We start from the raw sequence: 26,315 nt of genomic DNA, 5'->3' as shown, positions 1-26,315 counted from the left end.
CTTATTCCATTTAGTAACAAGATTAATAGACTAAAAAAGGTTATCTGCCTTTCCAATTAGGCAGTCTTTTTTCCAGAAAGGCCTGTGCCCCCTCCTTAAGGTCATCGCTCAGGAAGGAAATCACACGTAATGTATTGGCATAATCCAGCTTCTTGTTCCATTCCATATCCCGCGTTTTCACAAAGCAGTCCATGCCGATTCTTAGCGCTAATGGACTAGCGGAAGCCAGCTTCCTTGCAAACTCCATCGCCGATTCCATAACCTGCTCAGTCGGGACCACTTTATTTACTAATCCATATTCTATTGCTTTTTCAGCTTTAAATATTTCCCCAGTAAAACTAATTTCAAGTGCCTTCTTACTTCCCATCGCCTCAATCAAAACAGGAAGAATGACGAGTGGGAATAAGCCCAATTTAATTTCAGTCGTTCCGAGCTTAGCATTGGTGGAGGCAATGGAATAATGACATGCAGCTACTAACCCTAAGCCGCCACCTAATGCATGACCATTGACGGCGCCAATGACTGGTTTTCGCAGGCTTGAAAGCGTTTGAAACAGCTGCGTTGTAGCTTCTCCTTCTTTATGAATTTCACTGGCCAGCTTTTCTTGATACCCTGCAAACTCCTTAATATTTCCTCCGGCACAAAATGAATTACCTGCTCCAGTCAAAACCATCACATGCACCGACTCATTTACTTCAGCCGCTTTCAGGGTATCAATCAGGGTTAAACACAATTCTTTGGACAGGGGGTTTCTGCTCTCAGGGTCATTTAATTCGACTATGCCAACATGATCTTCGATATGAAAACGTACTAGTTCACCCATGTTATCCTCCTAAAAAATTGAATAGAGTTGCGGTTCTTTTATTTCGATCCCTTCCAATATGTGATCAGGAACTTCCACTTCCATTCGGAGCAAAGCAGCACTCAGAGATTTCCCTAAATTATCCATCCGAAGAGAGGAAGCCGATCCGCCGCCAAGCGCGTCATGTAAAACAAATTTTAAAGCGAGAACATTTGGCACCTCATAGCGTTCTACAATACCTGTGCATAATCCGGCAAAATGTTCCTTTACCCTCTCTGGAGTTACCTCCTTTTTTAATAGCTCATAGACTTCGATATTTGTGGCAAACAAAGAAATATCAGAGATATTTCCTTTGTCCCCAGACCTGGACAACGCAATTTGGTCAAGCTTGATCCTACTCATCTTTGTACCTCCTTCCCATTTCTATCCTTGCAGTCTTACTACAACTTCATCTTCTTGAACAAAGTCGCCTTCATTTTTTAAAATGGCTTCGACAACCCCGGTTACTTCTGAAACAATAGGAATTTCCATTTTCATTGATTCCAAAATGGCTACTTCCTGTCCTGCGTCTACCTGATCACCTACATTCACCAAAACCTTCCATAAACTGCCGCTCATATTTGACCGTATATTCATTTCATTCCACTCCTACTCTATTAGTTTTTGTTAACGCTATTTTCGCGCATTCTTTTTACAAGATTGGTTGAATAAAACCCATTTATAAATTCTTCATTCTCTAATACTTCCAGCAAAAAGGGAATATTTGTTTTAATCCCTTCGATTTGTGTTGTCTGCAAAGAAGTCCTCATCCTTAAAATCGCCTCTTCCCTGTTGATACCTTTTGCAACGATTTTTGCAATCATCGGATCATAGAATGGTGTAATGGTTGTTTCGCTGGCAATCCCAGTATCGATTCTAATCTTTTCAGGCCAAACCAGCAGGCTGATTGTTCCTGGTGATGGAAAAAATCTGATAGGATCTTCTGCATAAATCCTGCACTCTATTGCGTGCATGTCTCTTTTAATTGCTTCCTGCTTGAGAGGTAATGGTTTTTGATTGGCGATTTCAATTTGCCATTCGACCAAATCCAAACCGGTCGTTTCTTCCGTCACTGGATGTTCCACCTGAAGCCTCGTATTCATTTCTAAAAAGTAGAAATTCCCTTGTTCATCAAAAATAAATTCCATTGTTCCGAGATTGCGGTAGCCGATTCCTTTGGCCCCCTTTAAGGCCGCCTGGATTAATTTCTCTAATTGTGAAGGATGAATGGAAGGAGACGGACTTTCCTCGATTACCTTCTGATGCCTGCGTTGAACAGAGCATTCTCTTTCAAATAGATGAACCGCATTCCCAAAGTGGTCAATCGCAATTTGCATCTCAATATGTCTTGGATTTTCGATGTATTTTTCGATAAAAATTAAGGAATCCCCAAAGAACTTTTCGGAACGGCTTTTCGTCGAGAAAAACGCTTTATTGAGCTCTTCTTCCGAATAAACCAATTCCATGCCAATTCCACCTCCGCCTGCACTTGCCTTTAACATGACTGGGTATCCAATAGAACCGGCTATTTGCAAAGCCTCTTCCACTGATTCAATGGCATTGCTGCTACCTGGAACAATGGGGACACCGAGTACCTTCATTTTCTTTCTTGCTTCAATCTTACTGCCCATCATTTTCATCACCTCTCTGGATGGACCAATAAAGGTGATTCCTTCTTTTTCGCAACGATCAACGAAATCACTATTTTCTGAAAGAAATCCATACCCGGGATGTATGGCATCTGCTCCTGTCTGTAAGGCAACTTTTATGATCTCATTCATCCTTAAATAGCTTTGAAATGCCGGCGGTGGGCCAATTAAATAGGCCTCATCCGCTTCCGCAACATATGGCATTTGTTCATCAGCTTCTGAATAAATCGCGATCGTTTTAATCCCAAGCCTCCGGCAGGTTTTGATAATTCTGCTGGCAATCTCTCCGCGGTTTGCTATCAGTAGTTTTTTTATCGTCATACTTATCCTCCAATCAGCCGTAATTTCATATATGAGCTAAGCTGCTTGTTTTGGTATTACATTCTTATTTCTTTGCAATAATCGTGCCAAAGTTCTAAGGAGAACTTAGAACTAATAATAAGTTCCTGTGACCCTTTCGTGTGTAACCTTTTTGGGCATTTGGGTAAAGGAGATGAACAACTGTTAAATTATTTGACAATCTAGTAAATTCAGATCACCATTCCATTTCCATTTGATTTTTTGTAATATTGTACAATTTCTGAATTTTGTTATAATATTATACAACCTGTTAAATTTTTTAACATTAGGGGGGATCTGCCATTAAAGTTATGAAGGAGTTAAATATCAAGGATTATTGCTCTCCCCCATTAAAACTGGGAGAGCACCATCAAATTTCTGATATTATTAGGGGATTTTTAAATCAAAAAATTGATGTGGCATGCATCGTCGATGACTTGGATTTTCCGATTGGAATCGTAAGCAAATACTCTGTTTACCGATCCATTTTGGAGGGGATAGACATTTATTCACCACTTAAGAAAATACTTCAAAGAGAAATACTGACAGTCAGTGAACAGGATACATTTATGAAAGTGAAGAATGTATTACTGAAGCATAATGTCGCTCATGGGATTGTTCTTAATGAAGCGAATAAAGTAGCGGGAGTTATCAGTAAGTCGGATATCATCCGTGGTTTTTTACATGAAACAGAAATTCTTGTGAATCAATTAACCGGTTTAATTGAAAATCTCGAGGATATCGTCATCTCGATTGATCATAATAGGAATATTGTCGCTTTTAATGGTGCGGCTGAAAAAGTTTCTTTTCGTAAGGAAGAGGTCATTGGAAAAAGAATTGAGAAATACTTTCCGGAGATTTCAAATTACCTCGTTACTGCAATAGATGATCTACTGACGATTAAACAAAAAAAGGTAACCTTCGGCCCCATAAGTGGAATCGGCACCTTTATTCCCATTACATATAAGGAAAATACAAGTGGAGCGATAGCGATTATTCAAAATATGACCACATTAGAAGAATTCGCTCAAGAACTGGAAACCACCAAAAAGCTTCAACAAACTCTTCAACAGGCCATAGCCATATCTTACGATGCTATCATTATTACTGATATGGATGGTAGGATTACCCTGACAAATCAAGCATTTTTGGATCTATTTGAACAAACAGAGAAGAATATCATCCATCAGCCGATTCATTCAGCCCTTCCACAGCTTGGAAAATTTTCAACCGACCCAAACCTAAAAAAAGAAATTATTACAATCCATAATAAAACAGGGATATTAACGAAGGAGTACATCGTTCATGCCGGTAAACATGTGGGAATGATCATTAAAATCATCTCCAATCAGCTGGACCAATGGAAAGAATTGTTTTATCAAATTGATAAACTAGAAAGTGAATTAAGTTATTACCGCAGTGAATACGAAAAATTAACACTAAATTCCTCTTTTGACACCATTAAATCGAATGATAGAAATATGGCCAATCTAAAGCATCAAGCCCTCTTAGCCGCTAAAAATAATTCGACTGTCCTTATCACTGGGGAAAGTGGGACTGGTAAGGAACTATTTGCGGAGGCCATCCATAAGGAATCAGGCAGAAAAGGCCATTTTATTAGAGTAAACTGTGCTGCTATTCCTGCAGAATTACTGGAGTCCGAATTCTTCGGATATGCTGATGGTGCTTTTACTGGGGCGAAACGGGGAGGAAAAATAGGAAAATTTGAAGTAGCTGACCGCGGGACTCTTTTTTTAGATGAAATTGGTGATATGCCTTTACAGCTTCAATCCAAATTGCTGCGGGTTCTGCAGGAAAGAAATTTTGAAAGAATTGGTGACAATCTAACACGTACGGTTGATGTTCGAATTATTGCCGCAACGAACAAGGATTTATATAAAATGGTTTTAGAAGGGCAGTTTAGAGAGGATTTTTACTATCGGATTAACGTAGTAACAATTCCCATTCCTTCTTTAAGAGAAAGGGAGGATGACATTCCGTTACTCTGTAATCACCTTATCCACAAATTAAATCAAAAATTAAATAAAGAAGTCATTGGGATCAGTCCTGAAGCATTGTTGATTCTGAAACAATATTCCTGGCCTGGTAACATTCGTCAATTGGAAAATATATTAGAAAGAGCCATGAACTTTGATGTAAAAAACTGGATTGATGTCATCCATTTACCTCCGCACTTATTAGAAAAAAAAGTTCCGGAAAGAAATAAAGCAAACGAGCAATTCACTCCTTTTTTCACAGTCAGCCAGGATTCTGCATATGAAATTGTTTCCTTAAAAGACTCAGAAAAGTCCATCATCATGGAAACATTAGAGTCCGTCCAAGGAAATCGGTCAAAGGCTGCCGACCTGCTTGGTATAAGCCGGACAACCCTATACAATAAATTGAAAAAGTATAACATTGAAACAAACATTTCCTTTCAAGTAAAATAACGAAAAAGGAGACTGAAAGTTCAGCCTCCTTTCTTCAATTCTATTGATTTATTTTTTCATTTTCATACAGGTTGATGAAATTATTTCGTAACACATGTTTTTGAATTTTTCCAGACGAAGTCATTGGAAATTCTTTTAGGGTAATTACCCTTTTCGGAATCTTAAATCCGCCTAACTGACTCTTGCATAATTGAATAATTTCTTCTTCTTTAATGTCTTGATCATCTTTAGCAATCACAAAAGCAGTAAGAGCTTCTGTCCAGTGTTCATGGGGCAATCCCACCACAGCCACATTTTGAACATTTGGATACTTAAAAATCGTTTTTTCCACTTCAATAGAAGAGACATTGACTCCGCCTGTTTTTATCATATCTTTTTTCCGGTCTGCAAACCAGAGAATGGAATCTTCATCGAAATAGCCATAATCACCGCTATGGAACCAGCCATGTGCAAAAGCTTCTTGCGTTTTCTCGGTATCGTTTAAATACCCCTCCATTGTTTGCGGGCTCCGATAGACAATTTCGCCTACCTCTCCCTCTGGAAGGGATTCCCCGTGGTCGTTCATAATCGCTACTTCAACATTTACTGCCGGTGTTCCAACCGCTCCTGGTTTTATAAGCTGATGTTCAGGACGGAAAACAGTAGCAACTGGTGCCATTTCCGTTTGACCAAAAAGAAGAGCAAAATTACATTGAAACACTTCATGAGCTCTCTTAAGTTCTGTATCCGGCATCGGCGCCATTGCATATACACAAAGCCTTAGTGATGTTAAGTTATAATCCGTCCGGTTTGGATGATCAAGCAAAGCGCGATACATCATGGGCAAACCAAAAATTTGTGTTGCCTTTTCCTGTTCAATCAGGGTCATTAGCTGCTCAGGTTCAAATCTTTTCAAAATCACTGTTGTGCCGCCGGCAAGAAATACAGGGGTTGTGATGGCATTTAATTGGGCAACATGAAATAACGGAAGCATGGCAATCGAAACATCCTGCTCTGTAAACTTCAAATCATAGGCGGTTCCCAACGTATTAAAATAAACCGCAACGTGACTGCTCATGACCCCTTTTGGATTCGAGGTGGTACCGCTTGTATATAAACATTGCATCAAATCCCTGTCGGTTACCTCACAATAGACCTCAGATTCATCCTGCGCCCTCCATAAGGATTCCCAATCGTGAATATCCTGTGTTTCTGTTGTTATAGATGAGGAATTTGACTTTCCATGAATGATAATAATTTCCTTAAGTGATTCTATTCCATGACTCATCCTTACTAAATCAAGAAATTGCGTTTCAACCACCACGGCCTTCGAGTTGGAATCTTTAAGGATATATTCCACTTCATTCGCTACTAAACTAGTATTAATCGGAACGATCGTGATGCCTGTCTTGGCACATGCAAAATAAACCAACAGGAATTCAATGGAATTACTGGATAGTAACGAAAGACGATCTCCTTTATTTAAGCCAATAAATTTGAACCCATGAGCCACCTTGTTCACCATTTTATTTAGCTCGAGATAACTGATTCTACGGTCCCCTTCTACAACCGCTGTTTTGTTTGGGTATCTTTTCGCGCTTCTCTTTAAAAGATCTCCCATATTAACACGGTGAACCAGGTTATAATTTAACGACATGTGCATCCCCCTGCTTTTGAAAATTTTTCTTCATATGGAAAACAGACTTAAGATTTAATATTAAAATGTTTTCACTCCAAGAAGTTCTCTTGCAATTATTAACCGGCGTACTTCTGATGTCCCTGCGCCAATTTCATAGAGCTTGGCATCTCGAAGATAACGATTTACTGGATAATCCAGCATATATCCATAGCCACCATGAATCTGAACGGCCTCTAATGCTACTTTTGTGGCTGTTTCTGCTGTAAAAAGAATGGCGGAAGCTGCCTTTAAGGTTACCTTCTTCCCTTTTGCGGATTCTGATGCAGCATCATAGGTTAGTAATCTTGCAGCTTGTAATGTGGTATACATATCTGCGATTTTGGCCTGAATTAATTGAAAGTTAGCAATCTCTTTTCCAAATTGACTTCGTTCCTTTGAATATTTCACAGCCTCCCTAAACGCACCTTCGCCAATGCCTAAGGACAGGGCAGAAACCATCACCCTTTCAATGTCCAAACCAGACATCATTACTTTTATTCCTTTATTTTCTTCACCTAGGATATTCTCTGCCGGTACACGGCAATCGTCGAATATCAACTCTCCCGTCGCCGACCCCCGATTCCCCATTTTCTTAAGCCGTTTGGACACTGAAAATCCTCGAAATCCTTTTTCAACCAGAAATGCCGTGATTCCATGAGCTCCCTTTGCCTTGTCTGTTTTGGCATAGACAATAAGGACATCCGCAATAGGACCATTGGTGATAAACGTCTTACTTCCATTAAGGATATAATAGTCACCTTCACGCTTTGCCGTTGTCCTCATCCCAACAGCATCAGAGCCTGACCCAGGTTCCGTTAACCCCAGTGCACCGATTAAATTCCCACTACACAGTCCAGGAAGATATTTTTCACGCAGATATTCGTTGGCATTATGATATAGGTTGTGGGCACATAGATTAGAATGGGCAACATAGGATACAGCTACTGCTGCACTGTATTTAGCAATTTCTTCTGTAACAATGGCCTGTTCTACAGGTCCAAGACCTGAACCTCCATATTTTTCGGGAATGGTTACACCTAGGATTCCAAGATCGCCAAGCTTTTTCCAAATCCAGTTTGGAAACTCATCGGTTTTATCCATTTCCTCTGCTATTGGAGCAATTTCTTTTTGCACAAAGCTTGAAACTGTTTTTCGTAAAATTTCTAACTCTTCTGAATATTCCACTTATAATTCCTCCCTTTTTATCTTTTCAAGTCATTTAAGATTGTATTTTTTACATACACGGGTCACTTTTATACTTGCAAAAATCGTGCCAAAAAAAATTATAGATTTCCTTTACGAATTCAAGGGTAGGATATTAATAGTGTCAAATTATTTAACAAAGTTGTCAATATATTGGACAATAGTTCAAATACAACCAGAATTAGAACCACAACTAAAAAGCCGGGTAAACTTCCAATGCTATTACCTGCTTATTGGTCATTCAACACCTTTTATGAACTAGAAAGTATTTGGCATGATATCATTCTAATTGTCTTCTTCATTAATTCTACAAAAAAACCAATTACCCTTTACTTTTTTCTGTCATAATAAAAGTAGGGCCATGGTGACGGTTCCAGTGGACTTAAAATAAACATCCTTTGAGCCATGAATGACCAAAATTGATTCTAATATAAACAAGCACTGGACTCTTTAGGAAACAGAGTTCAGAGCTTGTTTATTTTCCAGCAAAAGATAATTGTTTTCCTTTAAGTGCTTCATTCAGTATTCTCACCGCTTTCGGTCCAACACCATGTAACTTCAATATTTCTGACTCTGTCACCTTTGTCAATTGATCAAGTTTATAGTAGCCAGCATTGATAAGAGCTCTTGTAGCAGGTCTACCAATATTGGGGAAATCATTTTCTAGTGTTACATTATTGAAATTGTCCATATTTTCTCCTTTCATAATTGAAGAACTAAATCTTTATTTTTTTACTTCGTTTCTCAGAATATAAAAACTAAACCTATAAATAAAGAACTAAGGTATCGATTTTCACACATCCAATACAATTCCTTAAATAATCGTATTAATGATGTTCCAGGAATTTAATGGCTGACCGAATAGACCGAATAAGACTTGGTCCGATTAATTTAGCTATATCCAAAAAGATATCAAGGAATTCCCACCATATGGATTCCTTTCCTTCTTCTTTTCTCTTGTCTCTTCGGGATTTTTTTCTCTCTTTATATGTATTCACCATACTCTCTCCCATCTCGTATCTATATTTTTACCATTTTTAAAAGTTATTTTTGCACATTTTATTTTTGTTTGGCACGTGAAATAAACCACTTCTACTTTAATAATATGGTAAATGTTGTGAATTTCAATGCACTCATTTATAGTAAAACTAAATAAAGCTAATTTACAAATTAATAGATGGAGGAGTGTATATATGAAACTAGGAGCTTTTTCTGTAAGTTTAAACGTAAAGGACATTCATCAATCCAAGTTATTCTACGAAAAACTGGGTTTTCAGGCTTTTGGTGGTGAAATTAGTCAAAATTGGCTTATTATGAAGAATGAAAATTGCATCATTGGGTTATTCCAAGGAATGTTTGAAAAAAACATTCTGACCTTTAATCCAGGATGGAATGAAAATGCCGAAAATCTTGAATCGTTTACTGACATTCGAGACATTCAAAAACAACTTAAGGCTGAAGGAATAAAAATGCTGACTGAAGCAGCTGAAACAAATGAAGGACCAGCACATTTTATCATTGAAGATCCAGACGGGAATCAAATTCTTGTCGATCAGCATCGATGAAAAAAGAGGAAATAACGGCTGAAGAGTTTTAGTACCTTAAACTTCTATTATTTCTAAAACAGTATAATTCTTGAAATGTAAAAAAGGTGCATTAAATCCGTTTCTGGAATTATGCACCTTTTTGTTGAACGATGTGGACTAACCCTTTCAAATAAACATTGGATATTCCTTTTATCAAAATTCAAACCCAACGGAATTCAATGGGTAGTTTTTATGTACTCCATTAACTAGCTGCTTCGTCGCGTTTAACTCCGCAGAAAGCGCCAAAAACCATTTTACATTTTACTTAAAGAAATCTGCAGTTCTGCACGCCAGCACTTTCCGAAATGGCATCACTAGTTGACATGCCGTCCGGCTGTATAGCCAGAAAAGATAAACTATGAATGGCCAGGGTAAAATCACTATTCATGTGCTTGCCTCCTTAGCAATAAAACTTCTCACTTTTTTACTCTTACATGTATTGTCTGCAACTTTTTTAAAATTAATTACGTACAATACTACTAGGCATTACAGGTTGGCTAGTCAAAAATTTAGCTTTTCTAAGTCCCTGTATAGCCGTTTTATTTAAATATCCCATTGTTTTTTGACTTGTTCTTCTGCGATCCGTTTAATTTTTTCCCATGTCATATCTTTTTCCGCTATGACATTGGTATGGTAATTCCGATTTTTATAATTTACTGTCACGAAAACTTCAATCATCAGTTTTCCCTCCTTTTAAAAAACAAATATTTACGTTTAATTCTTGAAACGCCTTCGAATTAGTTGAAATAATCTCGCCCGTCCCTTCTTCTGTCATGCGAAGAATCGATTTAATCTCATCGACTGTAAAGGGCTGAGATAAGATGTTTCTTTCCATATACTTAATTTGATGCTATTCAAGCCAAGCTTTCGCTTTTCGGCAAGAACCACAACTCGGTGTCGTATACACAATCACCATACTTTTACACTCTCCTAAATATTCCATCACTGGAGCTAGTATCCTAATGACCATTTCATTTCTTTTATGATATATTTCTTATCGTAGTCGATGAGCAAACAAACATGAAATGGTGAGTAATCGCGGCTCATGTTTACATGAGTTGAGGAAAGTCCAGGCTCGCCCGGTGCTGAGATGCCCGGAGTGTTCGTGCCATCTGCAAAGGTGGGCAGCAGACTTCGTATCTGCTGACGGCGGAGAAATCATGCTAAGTCCTCAAGGATATGCTGAGAGTAACCTGAAAGTGCCACAGTGACGAATTCTTCTGGAAACAGAAGAAATGGAACGGGTAAACCCCACGAGCGAGCAACCCAAACTTTGGTAGGGGCACCATCCTGCGGGAATAATGAACCAAAGGGATGGATCGGTCTTCTAGACTGATAGTCATATGATTACACCTGTTGTGCGAGATTGGCATCGCTAGAGCACGCAGGAACAGAACCTGGCTTACAGCCATTTCATGCGCCGAATTCATCAACTGTTAGGGATAGTATTCCCTTCGATTGTTCCATTCCTTAAATCTCTCGGTGCAGACATACCCCTGATCAGTTTGCATCACAGTTCCCTGTAGTAAGTATTCCGCTGATAATAAAAAAACATTCCTTACAAAATGTAAGAAACGTTGATAAATAATCTTTTCTGAGCACAATCTGATACCAGTTGTCTGGGTCGAAGCGAAATTCCAGTGAAGAAGATTTTGATTCGTACGCTTCTGCCAATTCTGCCACACCGGCATTATATTAAGCAGGTATGTAAAAAATAACCATCCGTAACTTAACCAAACGATACCTCAACTTTTCCTAACTAGCTAAACTCAGCTGTAAAGACATCTCCCTTTTGAGCTACAACAGCCGCCGATAGGGCTCCAGATAAAATGACTTCCCCAGCTTTTAAAGTAACATCGTATTCTGTTAGTTTATTTGCCAGCCATGCAACACATGTTGCTGGGTGACCTAACACATCAGCCCCTGTCCCTTTATTAATGAACTCACCATTTTTATATAGACTCATTTCGATTTTCGCTAAATCCATTCCATTTGGATCGAATCTTTGACCGCCTAAGGTGAACAGTCCACAAGAAGCATTATCCGCAACCGTATCTTCTAATTTAATTTTCCAATCAGTAATACGGCTGTCAACAATCTCAATAGAATGAACAATATATTCTGTTGCTTCTAGGACGTCTTCCATTGTAACAGCTGGCCCTTTCAAATCTTTTTTCAACACAAAAGCAAGCTCGGCCTCTACCTTAGGATTAAAAAGCGTTTCGATTGGAATGCTGCCACCATTCGGAATATCCATACCATCCAATAAATGACCGTAATCGGGCTGATCCACTCCTAATAGCTCCTGCATCGCAAATGAAGTTAACCCAATCTTTTTCCCAACGATTTTTTGGCCGTCCTTCACCTTCTGATCAATACTTTTCATTTGAACTCGGTAAGCATCATGAATAGTGATATCAGGATATAAATCCGTAAGTGGGGCAACTGACTTTTTGTTTTTTTCAGCTTGAAGTAAATGCTTATAGGCTTCTACAATTTGAGCCACTTTTTACCCTTCTTTCTATTTATTATGGGTTTATTTTTCATCTATACAAATAAGGGACGACAAAAAGAATCATTCTTTTTCCCGGTTTGAACCTTTTCTGCCTTCATCCGCCGATTCCAGACTATGGTTAAGTTTCCTTCGAGCCATGATGGAATCTGATCTATATTAGTAAGCGTTACGTTTTTCTCGTTTACAATTACTTCGGTCTGCAAAGATTTGCTCTTATTCTTCAATGTCACATCATAGCTCCCAGGAGCAGGGAGTGTATAGTGCGAATATGGAGTTAAAACCGATCCAGCGCCTTCGCATTTTAATTCGTAAGAGTGCCCGATAAGATAGGGCAGCTCCTCTACATTCCCTTCTAACAGTTGTTGTCTGATACGAGTCGAACTGATTTTTTCCCCTTTGTACTCCACCTTGTCGACCGTAGTTACATCCATCCGACCTCCGGAATCTTGTTTCAATGTATCCATATTCCCTGCACCAAGGCTGCCATACGAAAAGTCATATCCTGCTACTGCATGAATAACACCCAGATTGATCAAATATTCCTTAACAAATGCTTGAGGTGACAACTTTGCAAAGTCTTTATCGAACTCCACAAGGTAAAAAGTATCAACACCTAGTTCACTAAGCTTCTTTTCTTTTTCGGACTGTGGCATTAAATAGTGAAAACACCCCTTCCCCCCGATGACCGTTTTCGGGTGAGGAAAGAAACTCATTATTGAAAGAGAGACTTTTCTTTCCTCTGCTTCCTGCCATGCAGTTTGAATCACTTTTACATGCCCATGATGGAGACCGTCAAAACATCCAAGTGCCATAACATTTGAGGTTGCCATTTCCTGATAAGCAGCCAAATTTTCTTTACTTAAACAGATCGTTTCCATCCAGTCTCCTTTCATGTTCCAATAATGAAGTCAGCTTATACTTCTGCCAATGCACGATATTTACCGTTAAAGAACACAAGCGGTTCCTTCTCTTCAAGATGAATATCGGTTACTTTTCCAATAAACAAAGTGTGATCTCCTTCAACATGCTCCGCGGATACTTCGCAAGCCACCTGTGCGATCGCGCCTGCTAACACTGGTTTGCCATCTAGACGATCAAAAATAACTTCACGAGGTTCCTTGATTTGCCCCGCAAAAATCATCGATAGCTCCTGTTGATCAGCAGCCAAAAGATTCACAGTAAAGATCTTGCTTTCTTTTATTTTATTTAAAATTTTTGCCCTTTCTCCAATTGAAATGACAACAAGCTTTGGATCAAGGGATACAGACATGATGGCATTTGCCGTCATACCATGTACATCTCCATCCAGTTCTGTGGTAATCACGGTTACCCCTGTAGCGAATTTTCCCATTGCCGTTCGAAATTGACGATCATCCATCTCTATGAACCTCCCAAGATTATTTTTATATTAGTAGGAATATTGAAATTACCCACTTTACTTTTCGAAATCCTCCAATACGCGTAGGGCTCATCTTTAAGAGATTCATCATTTAATAAATCTTAAAATATTCTCCACGAACGGCTCGGTTTTTTCGATTTGTGTCCAATGCCCGCACTCATTAAATACATGTAGTTCTGCATGCGGAAGCAATTCAATAAGACGATAGCTTGTGTCTGCAATGGGGATAACCTTGTCATTCAAGCCATGGAATAATAGGGTTTGTACTTTAATACTTTGAATTTGCTCATCGGTTAACGCCAATTCGTCCAGTTTTTGTTGGCGAGGCTCTGGGAACATGGCCGAAAATGCATCTTTCACCTCGGGTTGAATGCTGGCTTCATAGCGAAGACGAACTAATTCTTCATTTTTCGCTGCTTTTTCATCGTATGAGAATAATTCAATTAATTCTCGCATGGACTCCAAACTTGGCTCATACCCCCAAACACGTTCTAACCCTTCAGAAATTTGGTGCTTGATGCCAACACTACCCATTAAAATTAATTTTTTCACAAGGTCCGGTCTTTGATAGGCAACATGAAGCGCTAATGCACCTCCCATTGAGTTTCCGACAAGGTACACTGGCTCATCCGACACGGATTCAATAAAGCTAATTAAATGTTGTACCCACAATTCAACGGTATAATGATGATTGGGGAGTTTATCCGTTTTACCAAAACCAATAATATCTGGTGCAAATACATGATAGGATTCACTTAAGCTTGGGATAATTAAGCGCCAGTTTGCGAAGGCAGATACACCTGGCCCTGACCCATGAATTAATATAATTTTTTCTGCTCCTCTCCCTTCCTCATGATAGTGTGTGTTAATCCCATTCACATCCATATATTCTGAGGTAATCGTCATAACGCATTGCTCCTTCCATCTATTAATAAAGATAGAGGAAACTATAGAAAGCTCCCTCTCGCTTTTACATTCCATACATGGTGAGCTTGTACATTTGAGAAGCTCACCATTAATTATTCACAACATTTATTTTAGTGGTGCAACTGCCTTTTGCTTCACTGGCGTTCCATATTCAAAGAACTCTTGTGGTAAATTAGAGCCGTACCAAATAATTGCATGCTCTAAATCTTTCCCTTTCCATTCAACCGTTTTCCAGGCTGGGTCAAAAATTTGATAACCCGTGTCACCGAATAATTCAACACGATTTCCCCCAGGTTCGATCACATATAGGAAGTAAGCCTGAGAGACACCGTGCTTGCCAGGACCTGCTTCAATTTTAAACCCATGCTCCACCAATAATTCACTTACATCCATTAAATGTTGTGGATAGCCGTACCAGTAGCAAATATGATGTAATCTTCCTTTTTCAGCTAATGCGTCTCCCATGATGGCAACTTCGTGCACTAATGAGTTCGAACTTAACCATGCTGCTACATCTGTATTATCATCATTTAGAATACGTTCGCGCACTTTAAATCCAAGTGCATTTTCTAAGAACTCAACATTTTTATTTGTTTCGCTCGCCAGGACATTCACATGGTCTAATCGACGTACTGGCACACCGCGACGTGGACGCCTTTGTGGACGGCTTAAGAGTGGTGTAGCTTGTTCTTCATTCGCTTTAAAATATTCAACCTCCCAAAGAATTTCCATTTTATGTCCATCTGGTGTGGTAAATTGATAGGCTGGTCCATGACCGACATCACCATTAATCCAACCCAAACCATAACCTGTCGCTTCAATTTCTCGTACCCGACGCTCTAGTGCTTGTGGAGATGTGGCACGCCATGCCACATGCCCAAGTCCCGCTTCATCATTTTTCGTAATAATCAATGTATGATGATAAAAATCCTCGTAAGCACGCATATAAACAGAATCACCTTGACGGTGCGATTCTTCCATCCCTAAAATTTCTTTAAAAAACCAAACAGACTCTTCTACTTTAGGACTATAAATTTCAATATGTGCCAGATGTGCCACATCAAAAATAGGTTCTTTCATCATTTCACATTCCCTCCAAAGTTTTATTTACCAAATTGGGTTTCCTTTAAAGCCAAAGATTGACTTGCCATATGAGCCAAGCGCATCTTCGTAATGGTGCGTCGGATGAGAAGCTGCTGTCATAATGTCACGCACAAACAATTCGGTCGGTTGCCCTTTAAATACGGAGTTTCCACCTAAAGTTAGTAAAATACGAAGCGCCATCTCAGAAGTCGTTTTTGATATATGCCCACGAATCCCGAACAATCTTTCACGCTCTTCTTCATCCAATGTTCGAATGCGATTTTGTTGATAATACGTTATCCTTTCAACGTAATCATTTGCTAAGCCTTTTAAAGAACTTAATTGTAGTTTTAATTCCGCCAGTACGCGTTGACTACTAGCTGCTTCTTTTTCATTTGCATTATTGTTAAAAATACGAATCCGATTTTGTGTTTTTTCTTGGAAAATATCAATCAATCGTTCAATGCCACCAATCTGAATAAATTGGAAGCCCATTAAGAACCATGGGATATATGGTACATTGAAAATTTGATAGTCAGGCTCAAAATTGCCATCTACTGGGCCTTCACCGTTAATGACACGTGTTGCATGGAAAATTCGATTTGGCGGTATGTAAACGTTGTCAACTTTCACCGCGTTACTTCCTGAGCCACGCAAGCCCATTGCATCCCAGTTATGGACGATTTCCGCTTCCTCTTTATTCAAAATAAATAAACAATATTCCGGCTCTGTCCCATCCTTTAGCTTGGTGATTGCGCCTAGTCCAATCCAATCACTCCAAAGCACTCCACTACAGAAGTTCCATTGCCCTGAAAGGCGATAGCCTTCGCCATCTTCTGTTACTTTCCCGACAGGGGCAAATACATCTGCCATTAAGCCACCATGTCCATACAGTTCATCCCGGCTTTCTTTTGGTAAAAACGCAACCCAGGTTTCATGTATAACAAAGAAATAACTTAACCATGCAGCTGCGATACTATGATTCGCGATCGTACGGATTATTTCACCAAAAGTAAAGTAATCTAAATCTTGGCCGCCATATTCTTTTGGTCGTAAAAGTTTATGAAATCCAGCTTCTTTTATTTTTTCAATTACTTCATCTGGAAGCTTTGAATCTTGATCTGCCTTTAAAGCGTATTTTTCAGCTAATAAACCAACCTCCTTTGCCCTCATAAGAAGTTCTTCTTTGTTGGGAGTCTTTTTCACTTCTAAAAGATTAACTACCATATACCTTCCTCCTCTTAAGTAAACGTTTTCAAATTCTATTAAGCATCTGCTACTGATTTGAATTATAATATTTAGAATATTTTAAATATACCTACGGTAGATACTGAATTTAGATTGTTTTTAACACGTTTCCTATTAAATATTTTCTTTATATATTTAATTGGATTGCGTAAACCATGATAAGTTTATATTTCTAACCGTTATAAAAGAAACGGAGTTAGCTAGATAGTTATTGTAAAATGATGAATCAAACAAACTTTTTTCATTATTTAACTACGAAAAAGCCTTGTCCATCAACAAGTTAATGGGCAAGGCTTATAGTTACATCTCAATTTTTCCTTTTGCTTTTAAAATATTGATTGCTAAATAAAGTGTGAAGGCATATTGTGTATCATTAAGATCATGGTTTAAAATCTCACTAATTTTGGCCAGTCGATAGCGTAATCCGCTAATCGACATGGATAATTCCTTCGCAGTATCGTTAATACTGCTTCCATTATCTATATATGCAAATAACGTTTTTATTAACTCAAATTCATTACTATCTACTTCTAACAACCTACCAATATGTTGATTCACAAAGCGCTCAATCAACACATCATCCTGTATTTGGAATAAAACACTTTCAATGCCTAGCTCTTCGAAGTAATATACATTTTTTCGATTGTTTGTTGCACGTAATGCCGCCAATGTTTCATTGTATAGCGTGACAGTTTGTGAAAACTCCTGGATGACAGTGCTAACACCGACAGAAATCCTATATTTGGGGAAGCGCAGTGAACAATGCTTTAACAATTGATCAATAAACGTAGACTGTGATATATGCAAACTTTCAAAAGTTGGGTACTCAATTAGTATAATAATTTTGTTGAGTTTTTGTGAAACAATTGAATTGATCGTGCGCTCTTTCAAAAATAGATGAATATGACGAATCAATTCTTCATTAAACGCTATTTCATGTTCAATTTTTGGTTCCTTAACAAATCGTTCAAACGTTAACATCCAATAGGTCGAGGAAGGATTGAAATCTAAATAATAGGCGATTTTATACATTTCTTCCTTTGCTAATCGACCTTCCAAGATATCATTTAAAAAGCTCCTTTTAATCGTTTGCTCCGTAGTAACTTTTATACTTTCATTCAATAATATAAGCGAAGACGTTATTGCTGCCTTTTCAATAATCATATAATCAAGCTCATTCGGCTGATTCTCTCCAGTAAAAACAAAAGAACAATAGCCTTTAATTTGCTCTCCATAAAAAATTGGGGCGCGTAACAATGAAAGCTTTTCTGAATAACGTACGAATGTAGTGTTCGAATCTCTAAATGTATTTAAAGTAAGCGGATTCGGAAGGTTTCCTGATTTTACAATGATTTGATTATATTCATCTTCAATAAAGACTGTTAAACCAGTCGTTTCAAATAAAATATCAACAACTTTTTGTATCCCTTGGTTCGACAGTAGTTCCTCAATTAATTGCCGGTGGATATCGCTCGCTTTACTTAAATGGTCCCGCTCCATTTTTAATTTCGCTGTTATTTCATCGAGTTCCTTGATCATGCTATTCGCTTGATAGTAACTCAGGTCACTCGTAATTTCTTCTCCCCATTTTTCAATAGGCATACAAATACATTTGCATTGCTCGTGGCCCATCGCGCGACATTCTACTTCCTTAACAAGGATAGGCTGTTGCAACACTTTTGACAGGTAACCGCTTGCATATCCACACAAGGTGTGACAAACAGGCCCTTTACTGAGGCCTTTGTCTTTTAAATATTGAGACGCTTCAAACGTATTAATCCAAAGGACTTCAATAAAATTGCATTTCTTTTGCTCATCAAAGCTCATTTCCAAAATTTCCACTTTATCTAAGTAACCATGCAACCTGTGAAATTTAGGACCTGCATATACCAAATCCATCTCATCGTCCCATTGCAGCGACATGGCTTTTTCCGCATCACTCACACCACAATGCCAGCCGTATCGAATAAACACGCCCCTTGTTCGTTCATCGCCAATGACGGTAATGAGCTCATTTTTCAAATTTGTTCTTGCCTCAATTGGGATTGAAATAATTCGTTCATAAAATTCATTCAAAACGGTTTCTTTAGGTAATTCAAAAGCATCTTTTATGTGCATTTGGTTAAAACTCATATTTACTCGACCCCTTAGTCTGTGCTCCTGAAAAATTGCCTGTCCCACTCGAAATTTGTAGCATTCGACAAGTGACAGGCACCTTTTAATTTTTAGCGTTTAAATACGAATCTATAGAATCCTCTACTTCCTTTGCGACTAACTGAACGTTTATTATGTAATTATTCAAACAACTAAGAAGAACTATTTATTTTAGTAGTATTATAACATAATATTCAGAATTTTATTTACTTTGTTTAAATAGTAGGAACGATGATTTTATAGCTCTGAAATAGTATGAGGGCTTGATTTAATAGATTTAATTGCCCCGAAATGAAATCGAACCATTCCTCTAACAAGGATTTCATTTATTGAAAAAATAAGAAACCCTCAATTCAAGATAATCTCACCTTGAATTGAGAGCCTCTAGTTAACCAGTCGGCATATAAATTATTGAGCAAATATTTACTAACAACTTATACCCGACAATTCCTACCAGTCAAGTATAAATTAAATGTTTTTTACTATATTTTACTAAGTCATTCCCCTATTTAAGAACAGTAGGGTCCTGATCATCACCTATTGTCTTCTGGAATTAACTACCGCCTTCATCAATGTCCATATTAATATCGTTTTCATCCGTTTTACCCCAATGGCTTGTCAGTCGGTCAAGTCTTTCCATACAAACTTTAATTCGATTAACCTCAGTATGGAGTAAAGAAATATGGTGGTGTAGACTAGCTTCTCTTTCCACAATGGCCCGCTTCATTTCCTCCGGTGCTGGTCCGCCAGGCAGCGACCGAGTTTTAACAAAGTGTTCTGGGTCCATTGCTGTGCGAATGATCTCCTCCGGTAAATTCAACGGAATTCCGACAACTGCTTTTGCCGCTTCATCCACGAGTACAGATGTGACATGAGTAGCATTCAGTCCTCTGGCCAAGGCAATTTTCACCACCTGGCTGGCAATGGAATGAGAGGTTCGAAACGGGATTTTTGCTTCCCTAAACAGGGTGTCGGCTAATTCCGTTATCGTCGCAAAACTTTCTTGGGCCCTTCTTTTTAACAGTGCTTCATTTACTTCAAGTGTTCCAACCACCACGTTTGTTAACCGAAAAACTTGATCAATAAGGTGCAGGCCCTTCCATAAATACGGCTGAAGGTCATCCTCGGTATCGTTTATATCTCCGTATGGTGTGTTATGTAACATTTGAAGTACGGTTTGAGCATTCCCAATTCCGCTAGAGCTTAATGCACGAATATGCTCTAGTGAAACAGGATTTCTTTTTTGCGGCATAATGGAACTCGTTTGAACATAGGGGTCAGCCACACGAATCGCTGAAAATTCCTGGCTGCACCATAAGAGTAGGTCTTGTGAAAACCGGCCGAGATTGATAAAGGTTAATTGTATCGCTGTTGCAATTTCCCCTAAATAATCGGCACCGCCAATCGCATCATAGGCACTCTTGATGATTTTCGGAAATCCTAATAACTCTGCGACTGTATTTCGGTCAATCGGAAATCCGGTCGTAGTGAGGGCCGCCGCGCCGAGAGGACTAGCATTGCATGTATCATAGGCTGCTTTCAATCTTTTTAAGTCACGGTCAACGACATCGTACATACCCAGAAGATAATGGGAGAACGTCATCGGCTGGGCTTGCTGCGTATGGGTATGCCCAAGGACAATGGTCTCCTTATAGGTGTCGATCACCCTCAAAAGTGTTTCTTGAAAGGAAAGCAGCGCCTCGATGGCGAGTAGAATCTTGTCCCGAAGAACCATCCTGTACATAGCAACACCCATATCGTTCCTGCTCCGAGCAAGGTGCAAACTCCCACCCATTTCGCCGGCAACTTTCATAATTTGACTTTCTACAAGGAAAAAGAGATCCTCATACTGTCCATCATAGGTGGATTGGAGAATTCTCTCCTTATCAAGTGCGCAAATAGCTGCAAGGATTTGGGAACCCGCACTCTCCTGTAACAACCCTTGTTCCACCAGCATAATCAGGTGGGCTTTATGGATTGCTATCATCGGCTCTAGTAAAGATTGCTTGGCGTGCTCATAAGCAGGTGCCAATACTACCTCTGAATAGGTCGCTCCAGGAAACCTCCGACCTTCTTTTTTCAAAATGCTCTCCTTAATATTCATCACAATACCCCCAATATTCCCCTATCATGGTTCATTCGGTAAAAAAGGCTTCAAGAATGAATAAACCTTAAATGACTAGTAAACTTTTGAAAATAAAACAGGAGAAAAAAGTTCGCAATCTTTTGTTTATTTTATGTCTCCAGCCTATTTATGTTAATAAAAAAAGCATGAACATTGTATGTTCATGCCATCGGTTGTCCGGAAGACAGTAAATAATACTTTATATAGACTAAAAATTCAACTTTTCTTCTTCATATCTGCCCCAACATTGAATTTTTTAATTTACTTGCCAAAAAAAGACCGCAGGTGTGGAAATACCTTATAGTCTAATGTAACGTAACCATATTTATTTTATATCCACTGAATAGATCCAAACTCACCATGCGGATGGTTTTGTAATTTAAATCTTCTATACTCATATTCTAATTTCGATAGTGGCAACTCATAAAGCTTTTGATCGTCTTTGTTATAGACGTTTAAAAAAATTAATTTATTGATAAGTTTTTGTCGCTTTTTTTCATCATTATTCCTCAACAGAAACACTCCCTTAGTTTTACAAAAACTTTCCCTTGAATACAACCACTTTTAATTTCATTTATTAGATTAATTTTATTATAAACCAACAATTCCTATCAGTAAAGTATGAATTAAAATTAAATAAAGAAGACACTATCATCATGACAGTGCCTTCGCGATTTTCAATGACAAGCGGTATGGACCCAATCGGTTAAATATTTATAACTTTTCGATTAATAATTTGTGCCAATCGGAAACAAATTGTTCGTCATATCCCCCGGTTTTACATATTCCATTAGATGTTTCTCACATTCTATTAACTTTTATATGTTTCAACATATTACATTTGATGCCAAAAGGACGGCTCCTTTTTGGTTTTCATTCGTTTCACAAAATAAGTGAACATCAATATTTAAATCGTTAAAAAAGAAGAGTGTACACATAATACATCCTTCTTAACCATTTTAATAAAGACCTATTTCGTCCTTACTTCCATTTACCAGTTAATACCTCTGTTCGATCCGTTGCAGGTGAAGGTGTCCTTGATAAATTGGTAATTTCAGCGTACATTTCATTTGTCATATTAAAATCAGCCGCTGCTAATGAATCATCTAATTGGTCTAATTTACGTGCACCAATGATAGGAGCAGTAACAGCAGGATTAGCCATTACCCAAGCAACTGCTAAAGTTGCAGGTTTCACATCATGTTCTTGTGCATATTTGGTGAACTGTTCAGCCGTAACAAAATCATCATCGGCACCGTAACGGTCACCATAGCGGGCATTCTGTACAAGGCGGCCCTGCTCAGGACGTTTATTCACTCCATATTTTCCTGAAAGAAGTCCAGCACCAAGTGGGCTGTAAGTAATGACTCCAATTTGTTCGGAAGCAGCCATTGGTAGGATTTCAACCTCTGCTTGGCGTTTAACAAGGTTATACATAGGTTGGATCAATTCAAAACGAGCCAGTTGTTCTTTTGCAGAAATTCCTAATGCTTTAGTGATTTGCCATGCTGCCCAATTGCTTACTGCTGGGTAAAGAATCTTTCCTTGACGCTGAAAGTCATCGAGTGTCCGTAGCGTTTCCTCGATTGGAGTTTGTTCATCAAAATCATGGACGAAATAAAAATCAATATAATCCGTCTTTAAACGACGCAGGCTATTTTCAATTCCTTGCATCATATGTTTTCGGGACAAGCCACTAGCATTCACATCAGCACCCGTGTTCCAGAACACTTTTGTTGTCAGGACAATTGAATCACGTTCATGTGCGATGCATTCACCTAAAATTTCCTCAGAACGCCCATACACATCGGCAGTATCGAAGAAGTTGATACCGGCTTCCCGACAACGTTGATACATCGCTTTAGATGTTTCTTCATCAGCGTCTCCGCCAAAAGACATTGCACCAAAACATAAATTTGAAACCTGAATTCCTGTTTTTCCTACTGTGCGATATTCCATATTGTACCTCCAAAATCTATTCGTTCTTTTGTTAAATGAATGTTAATCACGTTATGTTACATCCATGTAGTCCAAATGTGGCAGCTAAAGAGATAAAATTTAACCTACTTGAACTGTTGGTCGGATAATCATTTCATTAATACCAACATCTGCTGGCTGCTCAATGGCAAAGGAGATCGCACGAGCAATGCTGTCCGCATCCATTGCAATTTTGTAAAATTCATCTAATCCTGCTTTCATCGTTTGGTCCGTTGTAGTTTCTAAAAGTTCACTGGTAACTGCACCTGGAGAAATATTTGTAACACGGATATTTGTACCACTCATTGCTTCTTCTTGACGTAAGCCTTCAGAAATTGCTTTAACTGCAAATTTTGTTCCGCAGTAAACCGTTCCGCCAGGGTAGATGTTATGTCCAGCTACCGAAGAAAGATTTATTACATGACCGGATTTGCGTTCTCTCATAGATGGAACAATGGCAGCAATGGCATACAACACACCTTTGATGTTTACATCAATCATCTTATCCCACTCGTCAACTTTATTTTCAGCAAGAAAAGCTTGCGGCATGATTCCAGCATTGTTCACTAATACGTCGATTTTTCCAAACTCATTAAGAGCATATTCGGCTAGTTCCTCCATTTGTTTACGAGAAGTCACATCTGTCACTTTATAAATTGCTTGTCCGCCATTATTTTGAATCTCTTCTTGCAATTTCTTTAAGCGGTCTTCCCGACGAGCCGTTAGAACTAACTTCGCGCCTTTTGATGCAAGTTCTTTTGCTGTTGCCTCTCCAATCCCAGAAGAAGCACCCGTAATAATGACAACCTTATCTTGAATATTAGACATATTAAATAACACCCTTTCTTCATTTTCAGTAATAACCTTTTTTATTTTGCTCTTTCAACACGTTACATAAAAATCCTACTTAAATTTAATTCAACTCTATATTTCGAAGTTGCTAAATTAAATCCTAGTAAAAAATCAATACTATTTGATTAATCAACATCTGTTTATAATTATACAAAGGACATAATTATTTCAATCGTTAATTTAACGCAATTTGTTGATTATTGAACAAATCATTCTAAATTGTTTATTCTACTCATATTACCCATCCATTAAATGGCTCTTTCGTAATTGCTGAGTTTACTACTAAGACTAAACGAGACCGCTGAGATAATTGCGGCAATGGCGACTGATACAGCTCCGATCCAACTAACTGCATGAACGGATGTACTTCTTACTGCTATACCCCCAATCCCTGCTGCCGCAGCTATCCCCAACTGTATGAAGGAGCCATACAGACTAAGCATAATTCCTGACGCTTCTGGAGCAAGCCAAACCAGGTTATACTGCATACCTGGGCCAGATGACCATGCCGAGAAGGACCATAGCATAAGCAACGGAATGGCGACAAGGGTTGAACTAGCGATAGTAGATAGCAACACTAAAGCTATAACGTGGACAACTAAACCTGTGACAAGAGTTCTAGGGTTACCAATCCGATCCGTCATGATTCCACCAAACTTGGAACCTATTAAGGTAGCGATACCGAAGGCAAACAAGGCACCACTCAATTCTCGTCCGCTTATGGATGTAACGGTTAATAGGAATGGAGCAATATACGAATACATCACCCCATATCCTAGCTGCCAAAAGAACGTTGCACCTAGGCCCATTAAGATTTTCGGGTTTTTTAAATAAGAGAGTTGCTTGCCCAGAGGGACGGCCACCCCGTTATTTGTGGCAGGAATTGCACGCATGATAACGAAGATTGCTAGTAAACTAAGAACACCGATTCCGACGAAGATTAGCTTCCAATCGTATGCGGTGGCAACAACACGGCCAATTGGTACGCCGATGATGATAGCAGCACTAAATCCAAGTATAACTGTGCCAATAGCCCCTGCTTGTTTTTCAGGTGGGGCTAATTTTGCTGCGGCCGTCTTGGCAGCAATGGCAAAAACTCCACTTCCTAGAGCAAGTATAATGCGAGAGACAATAAGAAAACCGAAGCCAGGAAGGGTGATTGTCATCACGCTGCCGAGCACCATTAAAGCAAGAGAAAGCATCATTAACTTTCGCTGATTCATTTTTGTCGTCGCCATTACGACAAGTGGGGATCCGAACGCATTAGCAAGAGCAAATACGGTGATCAGCTGTCCAGCTACTGATACCGAAACATTATTCGAGGCAGCGACTTTATCCAAAATACCTGCAATAACGTACTCCGATGTACTCACCATAAAGGTAATCAAGGCCAACAGGTAAATTTTCAAAGTGTTTTTCATATTGATTCCTTTTCACCCCTCAAAGATTCCTGATACAACTTCCTATCGTTAAATTTTTCATTCATTTTCGGGAATAACTTCATTTACACAACTTAATGCGTTTAGTGTTCTCGGAAAGCCCATATATGGGAGGCAGTGGGTGATGGCAGTGATCAATGTTTCCTTGTCATTGCCGACATTTTTATTACCCAGCACATGTGACTTAACTTGGCTTTCACAACCACCCAGCGTACTGATAATACAGAGTGTCAACAACTCCCGTGTTTTCAAATCAAGTCCGCCACGAGTGTAGAAATCTCCGAAGCAAAAAGCGGAAAGATATTCCTGCATGTGCTTTTGATTTGCTGGAGCAGCCTCACGCATTTTTGCAATGACTTCACCAAAAATCTCTACTTGAGTAGCAAGTCCTTTCTCGAAACGATTATCTTCATCTACAGTCTTTTGGCTTTCAATTGGTAAAGCGATATTCTTTGCTTTGAAAACCTCATTGACTTCATTGATGGCGTTTAATGTTTTGGGAAATCCAATGTATGGAGCACACTGATAAACGGCCTCTTTGATTTCTACAGGTGTAAACCCAACATTCAATGCCGCGATGACATGTGCCTTCAGTTGAGGTAACGTTTGGTTGGTTGCAAGCACTACAAGAGTGATTAGCTCACGTTGCTTGTCATCTAGGTTACCTTGATAAAAAACTTCTCCAAAAATAAAGCGGCTAAGAATGTCCTGAAAATCAGGATCGGTAGCGTACGTGGCTGGTACTCCATTACCAAATAGTTGTTTGTATTTTTCCTTGCTCTTTTCAACTCGGTCCATAAATAATCCTCCTGTATGAAGTTAATTTTCTTTTATTATTCCAAACGGTAGCTAAACATAATGCTTTAAAAAT

General features: G+C 38.8%; 23 protein-coding genes, 1 other RNA gene and 2 pseudogenes. 3 read left to right on the top strand and 23 right to left on the bottom strand.

Annotation, left to right across the window (positions count from 1 at the left end; all coding sequences use genetic code 11):
* Positions 1–40: 40 nt before the first annotated feature.
* Genes ACSU6B_RS22240 through ACSU6B_RS22225 form a run of 4 tightly spaced genes read right to left on the bottom strand, consistent with a single transcriptional unit; the run spans position 41 to position 2,811 of the window.
* Positions 41–823, bottom strand: a complete 783-nt coding sequence (locus ACSU6B_RS22240; protein WP_410888469.1) for an enoyl-CoA hydratase/isomerase family protein — start codon at positions 821–823, stop codon at positions 41–43.
* Positions 824–832: 9 nt separating this feature from the next.
* On the bottom strand, positions 833–1,204 hold the full coding sequence (locus ACSU6B_RS22235; protein WP_410888468.1) for an AtuA-related protein: 372 nt from the start codon (positions 1,202–1,204) through the stop codon (positions 833–835).
* A 21-nt stretch (positions 1,205–1,225) separates the two neighbouring features.
* On the bottom strand, positions 1,226–1,438 hold the full coding sequence (locus ACSU6B_RS22230; protein ID WP_410888467.1) for an acetyl-CoA carboxylase biotin carboxyl carrier protein subunit: 213 nt from the start codon (positions 1,436–1,438) through the stop codon (positions 1,226–1,228).
* A 20-nt stretch (positions 1,439–1,458) separates the two neighbouring features.
* The gene (locus tag ACSU6B_RS22225; RefSeq protein ID WP_410888466.1) at positions 1,459–2,811 is read right to left on the bottom strand and encodes an acetyl-CoA carboxylase biotin carboxylase subunit; all 1,353 of its coding nucleotides are present in this window, start codon (positions 2,809–2,811) and stop codon (positions 1,459–1,461) included.
* A gap of 329 nt (positions 2,812–3,140) precedes the next feature.
* On the opposite strand from ACSU6B_RS22225, the gene ACSU6B_RS22220 reads away from it, so the two are divergent.
* The gene (locus tag ACSU6B_RS22220; RefSeq protein WP_410888465.1) at positions 3,141–5,279 is read left to right on the top strand and encodes a sigma 54-interacting transcriptional regulator; all 2,139 of its coding nucleotides are present in this window, start codon (positions 3,141–3,143) and stop codon (positions 5,277–5,279) included.
* Positions 5,280–5,319: 40 nt separating this feature from the next.
* Here ACSU6B_RS22220 and ACSU6B_RS22215 read toward each other — a convergent pair whose 3' ends face one another.
* From ACSU6B_RS22215 to ACSU6B_RS22205, 3 genes are all read right to left on the bottom strand, one after another.
* Complete coding sequence (locus tag ACSU6B_RS22215) at positions 5,320–6,915, bottom strand: long-chain-fatty-acid--CoA ligase (protein WP_410888464.1); 1,596 nt, start codon at positions 6,913–6,915, stop codon at positions 5,320–5,322.
* A gap of 60 nt (positions 6,916–6,975) precedes the next feature.
* Entirely contained in the window at positions 6,976–8,121 is a 1,146-nt protein-coding gene (locus tag ACSU6B_RS22210; protein ID WP_410888463.1) for an acyl-CoA dehydrogenase family protein, read from the bottom strand.
* A gap of 493 nt (positions 8,122–8,614) precedes the next feature.
* Positions 8,615–8,830, bottom strand: a complete 216-nt coding sequence (locus ACSU6B_RS22205; protein WP_410888462.1) for a DNA-binding protein — start codon at positions 8,828–8,830, stop codon at positions 8,615–8,617.
* A 502-nt stretch (positions 8,831–9,332) separates the two neighbouring features.
* On the opposite strand from ACSU6B_RS22205, the gene ACSU6B_RS22200 reads away from it, so the two are divergent.
* Positions 9,333–9,704, top strand: coding sequence for a VOC family protein (locus ACSU6B_RS22200; protein ID WP_215007338.1), 372 nt, complete (start codon positions 9,333–9,335; stop codon positions 9,702–9,704).
* A 295-nt stretch (positions 9,705–9,999) separates the two neighbouring features.
* Here ACSU6B_RS22200 and ACSU6B_RS22195 read toward each other — a convergent pair.
* The 3 genes and pseudogenes from ACSU6B_RS22195 to ACSU6B_RS22185 form a co-directional block, all read right to left on the bottom strand.
* Positions 10,000–10,113: pseudogene (locus tag ACSU6B_RS22195) on the bottom strand (transcriptional regulator); the annotation flags it as partial.
* A 155-nt stretch (positions 10,114–10,268) separates the two neighbouring features.
* Positions 10,269–10,403 (bottom strand): BA3454 family stress response protein, encoded by a 135-nt coding sequence (locus ACSU6B_RS22190; RefSeq protein WP_410888461.1) that lies wholly within the window; start codon positions 10,401–10,403, stop codon positions 10,269–10,271.
* Positions 10,404–10,428: 25 nt separating this feature from the next.
* Positions 10,429–10,641: pseudogene (locus ACSU6B_RS22185) on the bottom strand (glutaredoxin domain-containing protein); the annotation flags it as partial.
* A 108-nt stretch (positions 10,642–10,749) separates the two neighbouring features.
* On the opposite strand from ACSU6B_RS22185, the gene rnpB reads away from it, so the two are divergent.
* Positions 10,750–11,135, top strand: an RNA gene (rnpB, locus tag ACSU6B_RS22180) — RNase P RNA component class B.
* A gap of 349 nt (positions 11,136–11,484) precedes the next feature.
* Here rnpB and ACSU6B_RS22175 read toward each other — a convergent pair.
* The 13 genes from ACSU6B_RS22175 to ACSU6B_RS22115 form a co-directional block, all read right to left on the bottom strand.
* Positions 11,485–12,231: a 2-keto-4-pentenoate hydratase gene (locus ACSU6B_RS22175; protein WP_410888460.1), complete on the bottom strand. Its 747-nt coding sequence runs from the start codon at positions 12,229–12,231 to the stop codon at positions 11,485–11,487.
* Between the two features lie 41 nt (positions 12,232–12,272).
* Positions 12,273–13,118 carry an FAD synthetase family protein gene (locus tag ACSU6B_RS22170; RefSeq protein WP_410888459.1) on the bottom strand — a complete coding sequence of 282 codons (846 nt, stop codon included), beginning with the start codon at positions 13,116–13,118 and terminating at the stop codon, positions 12,273–12,275.
* Between the two features lie 35 nt (positions 13,119–13,153).
* Positions 13,154–13,618, bottom strand: coding sequence for a flavin reductase family protein (locus ACSU6B_RS22165; protein WP_410888458.1), 465 nt, complete (start codon positions 13,616–13,618; stop codon positions 13,154–13,156).
* A gap of 108 nt (positions 13,619–13,726) precedes the next feature.
* On the bottom strand, positions 13,727–14,545 hold the full coding sequence (locus ACSU6B_RS22160; RefSeq protein ID WP_410888457.1) for an alpha/beta fold hydrolase: 819 nt from the start codon (positions 14,543–14,545) through the stop codon (positions 13,727–13,729).
* Positions 14,546–14,671: 126 nt separating this feature from the next.
* Entirely contained in the window at positions 14,672–15,649 is a 978-nt protein-coding gene (locus tag ACSU6B_RS22155) for a catechol 2,3-dioxygenase (RefSeq protein WP_410888456.1), read from the bottom strand.
* Between the two features lie 24 nt (positions 15,650–15,673).
* Positions 15,674–16,876 carry an acyl-CoA dehydrogenase family protein gene (locus ACSU6B_RS22150; RefSeq protein WP_410888455.1) on the bottom strand — a complete coding sequence of 401 codons (1,203 nt, stop codon included), beginning with the start codon at positions 16,874–16,876 and terminating at the stop codon, positions 15,674–15,676.
* Positions 16,877–17,197: 321 nt separating this feature from the next.
* On the bottom strand, positions 17,198–19,030 hold the full coding sequence (locus tag ACSU6B_RS22145) for a helix-turn-helix domain-containing protein (RefSeq protein WP_410888454.1): 1,833 nt from the start codon (positions 19,028–19,030) through the stop codon (positions 17,198–17,200).
* Between the two features lie 574 nt (positions 19,031–19,604).
* A complete protein-coding gene (gene argH, locus ACSU6B_RS22140; RefSeq protein ID WP_410888453.1) occupies positions 19,605–21,155 on the bottom strand; it encodes an argininosuccinate lyase in 1,551 nt (516 codons plus the stop codon).
* 351 nt (positions 21,156–21,506) lie between these two features.
* Positions 21,507–21,698: a Fur-regulated basic protein FbpA gene (locus ACSU6B_RS22135; RefSeq protein WP_308162046.1), complete on the bottom strand. Its 192-nt coding sequence runs from the start codon at positions 21,696–21,698 to the stop codon at positions 21,507–21,509.
* Between the two features lie 459 nt (positions 21,699–22,157).
* The gene (locus ACSU6B_RS22130; protein WP_410888452.1) at positions 22,158–23,135 is read right to left on the bottom strand and encodes an aldo/keto reductase; all 978 of its coding nucleotides are present in this window, start codon (positions 23,133–23,135) and stop codon (positions 22,158–22,160) included.
* A gap of 99 nt (positions 23,136–23,234) precedes the next feature.
* Positions 23,235–23,981, bottom strand: coding sequence for an SDR family oxidoreductase (locus tag ACSU6B_RS22125; RefSeq protein ID WP_410888451.1), 747 nt, complete (start codon positions 23,979–23,981; stop codon positions 23,235–23,237).
* Between the two features lie 272 nt (positions 23,982–24,253).
* Entirely contained in the window at positions 24,254–25,426 is a 1,173-nt protein-coding gene (locus ACSU6B_RS22120) for an MFS transporter (protein WP_410888450.1), read from the bottom strand.
* A gap of 57 nt (positions 25,427–25,483) precedes the next feature.
* On the bottom strand, positions 25,484–26,242 hold the full coding sequence (locus ACSU6B_RS22115; protein ID WP_410888449.1) for a carboxymuconolactone decarboxylase family protein: 759 nt from the start codon (positions 26,240–26,242) through the stop codon (positions 25,484–25,486).
* Positions 26,243–26,315 lie beyond the last annotated feature (73 nt).

The organism is Neobacillus sp. C211 (assembly GCF_051842875.1).
Lineage (GTDB): Bacteria > Bacillota > Bacilli > Bacillales > Cytobacillaceae > Neobacillus.
The sequence above is the reverse complement of the archived record's forward strand: the minus strand, read 5'-3'. Positions and strand labels throughout refer to the sequence as shown.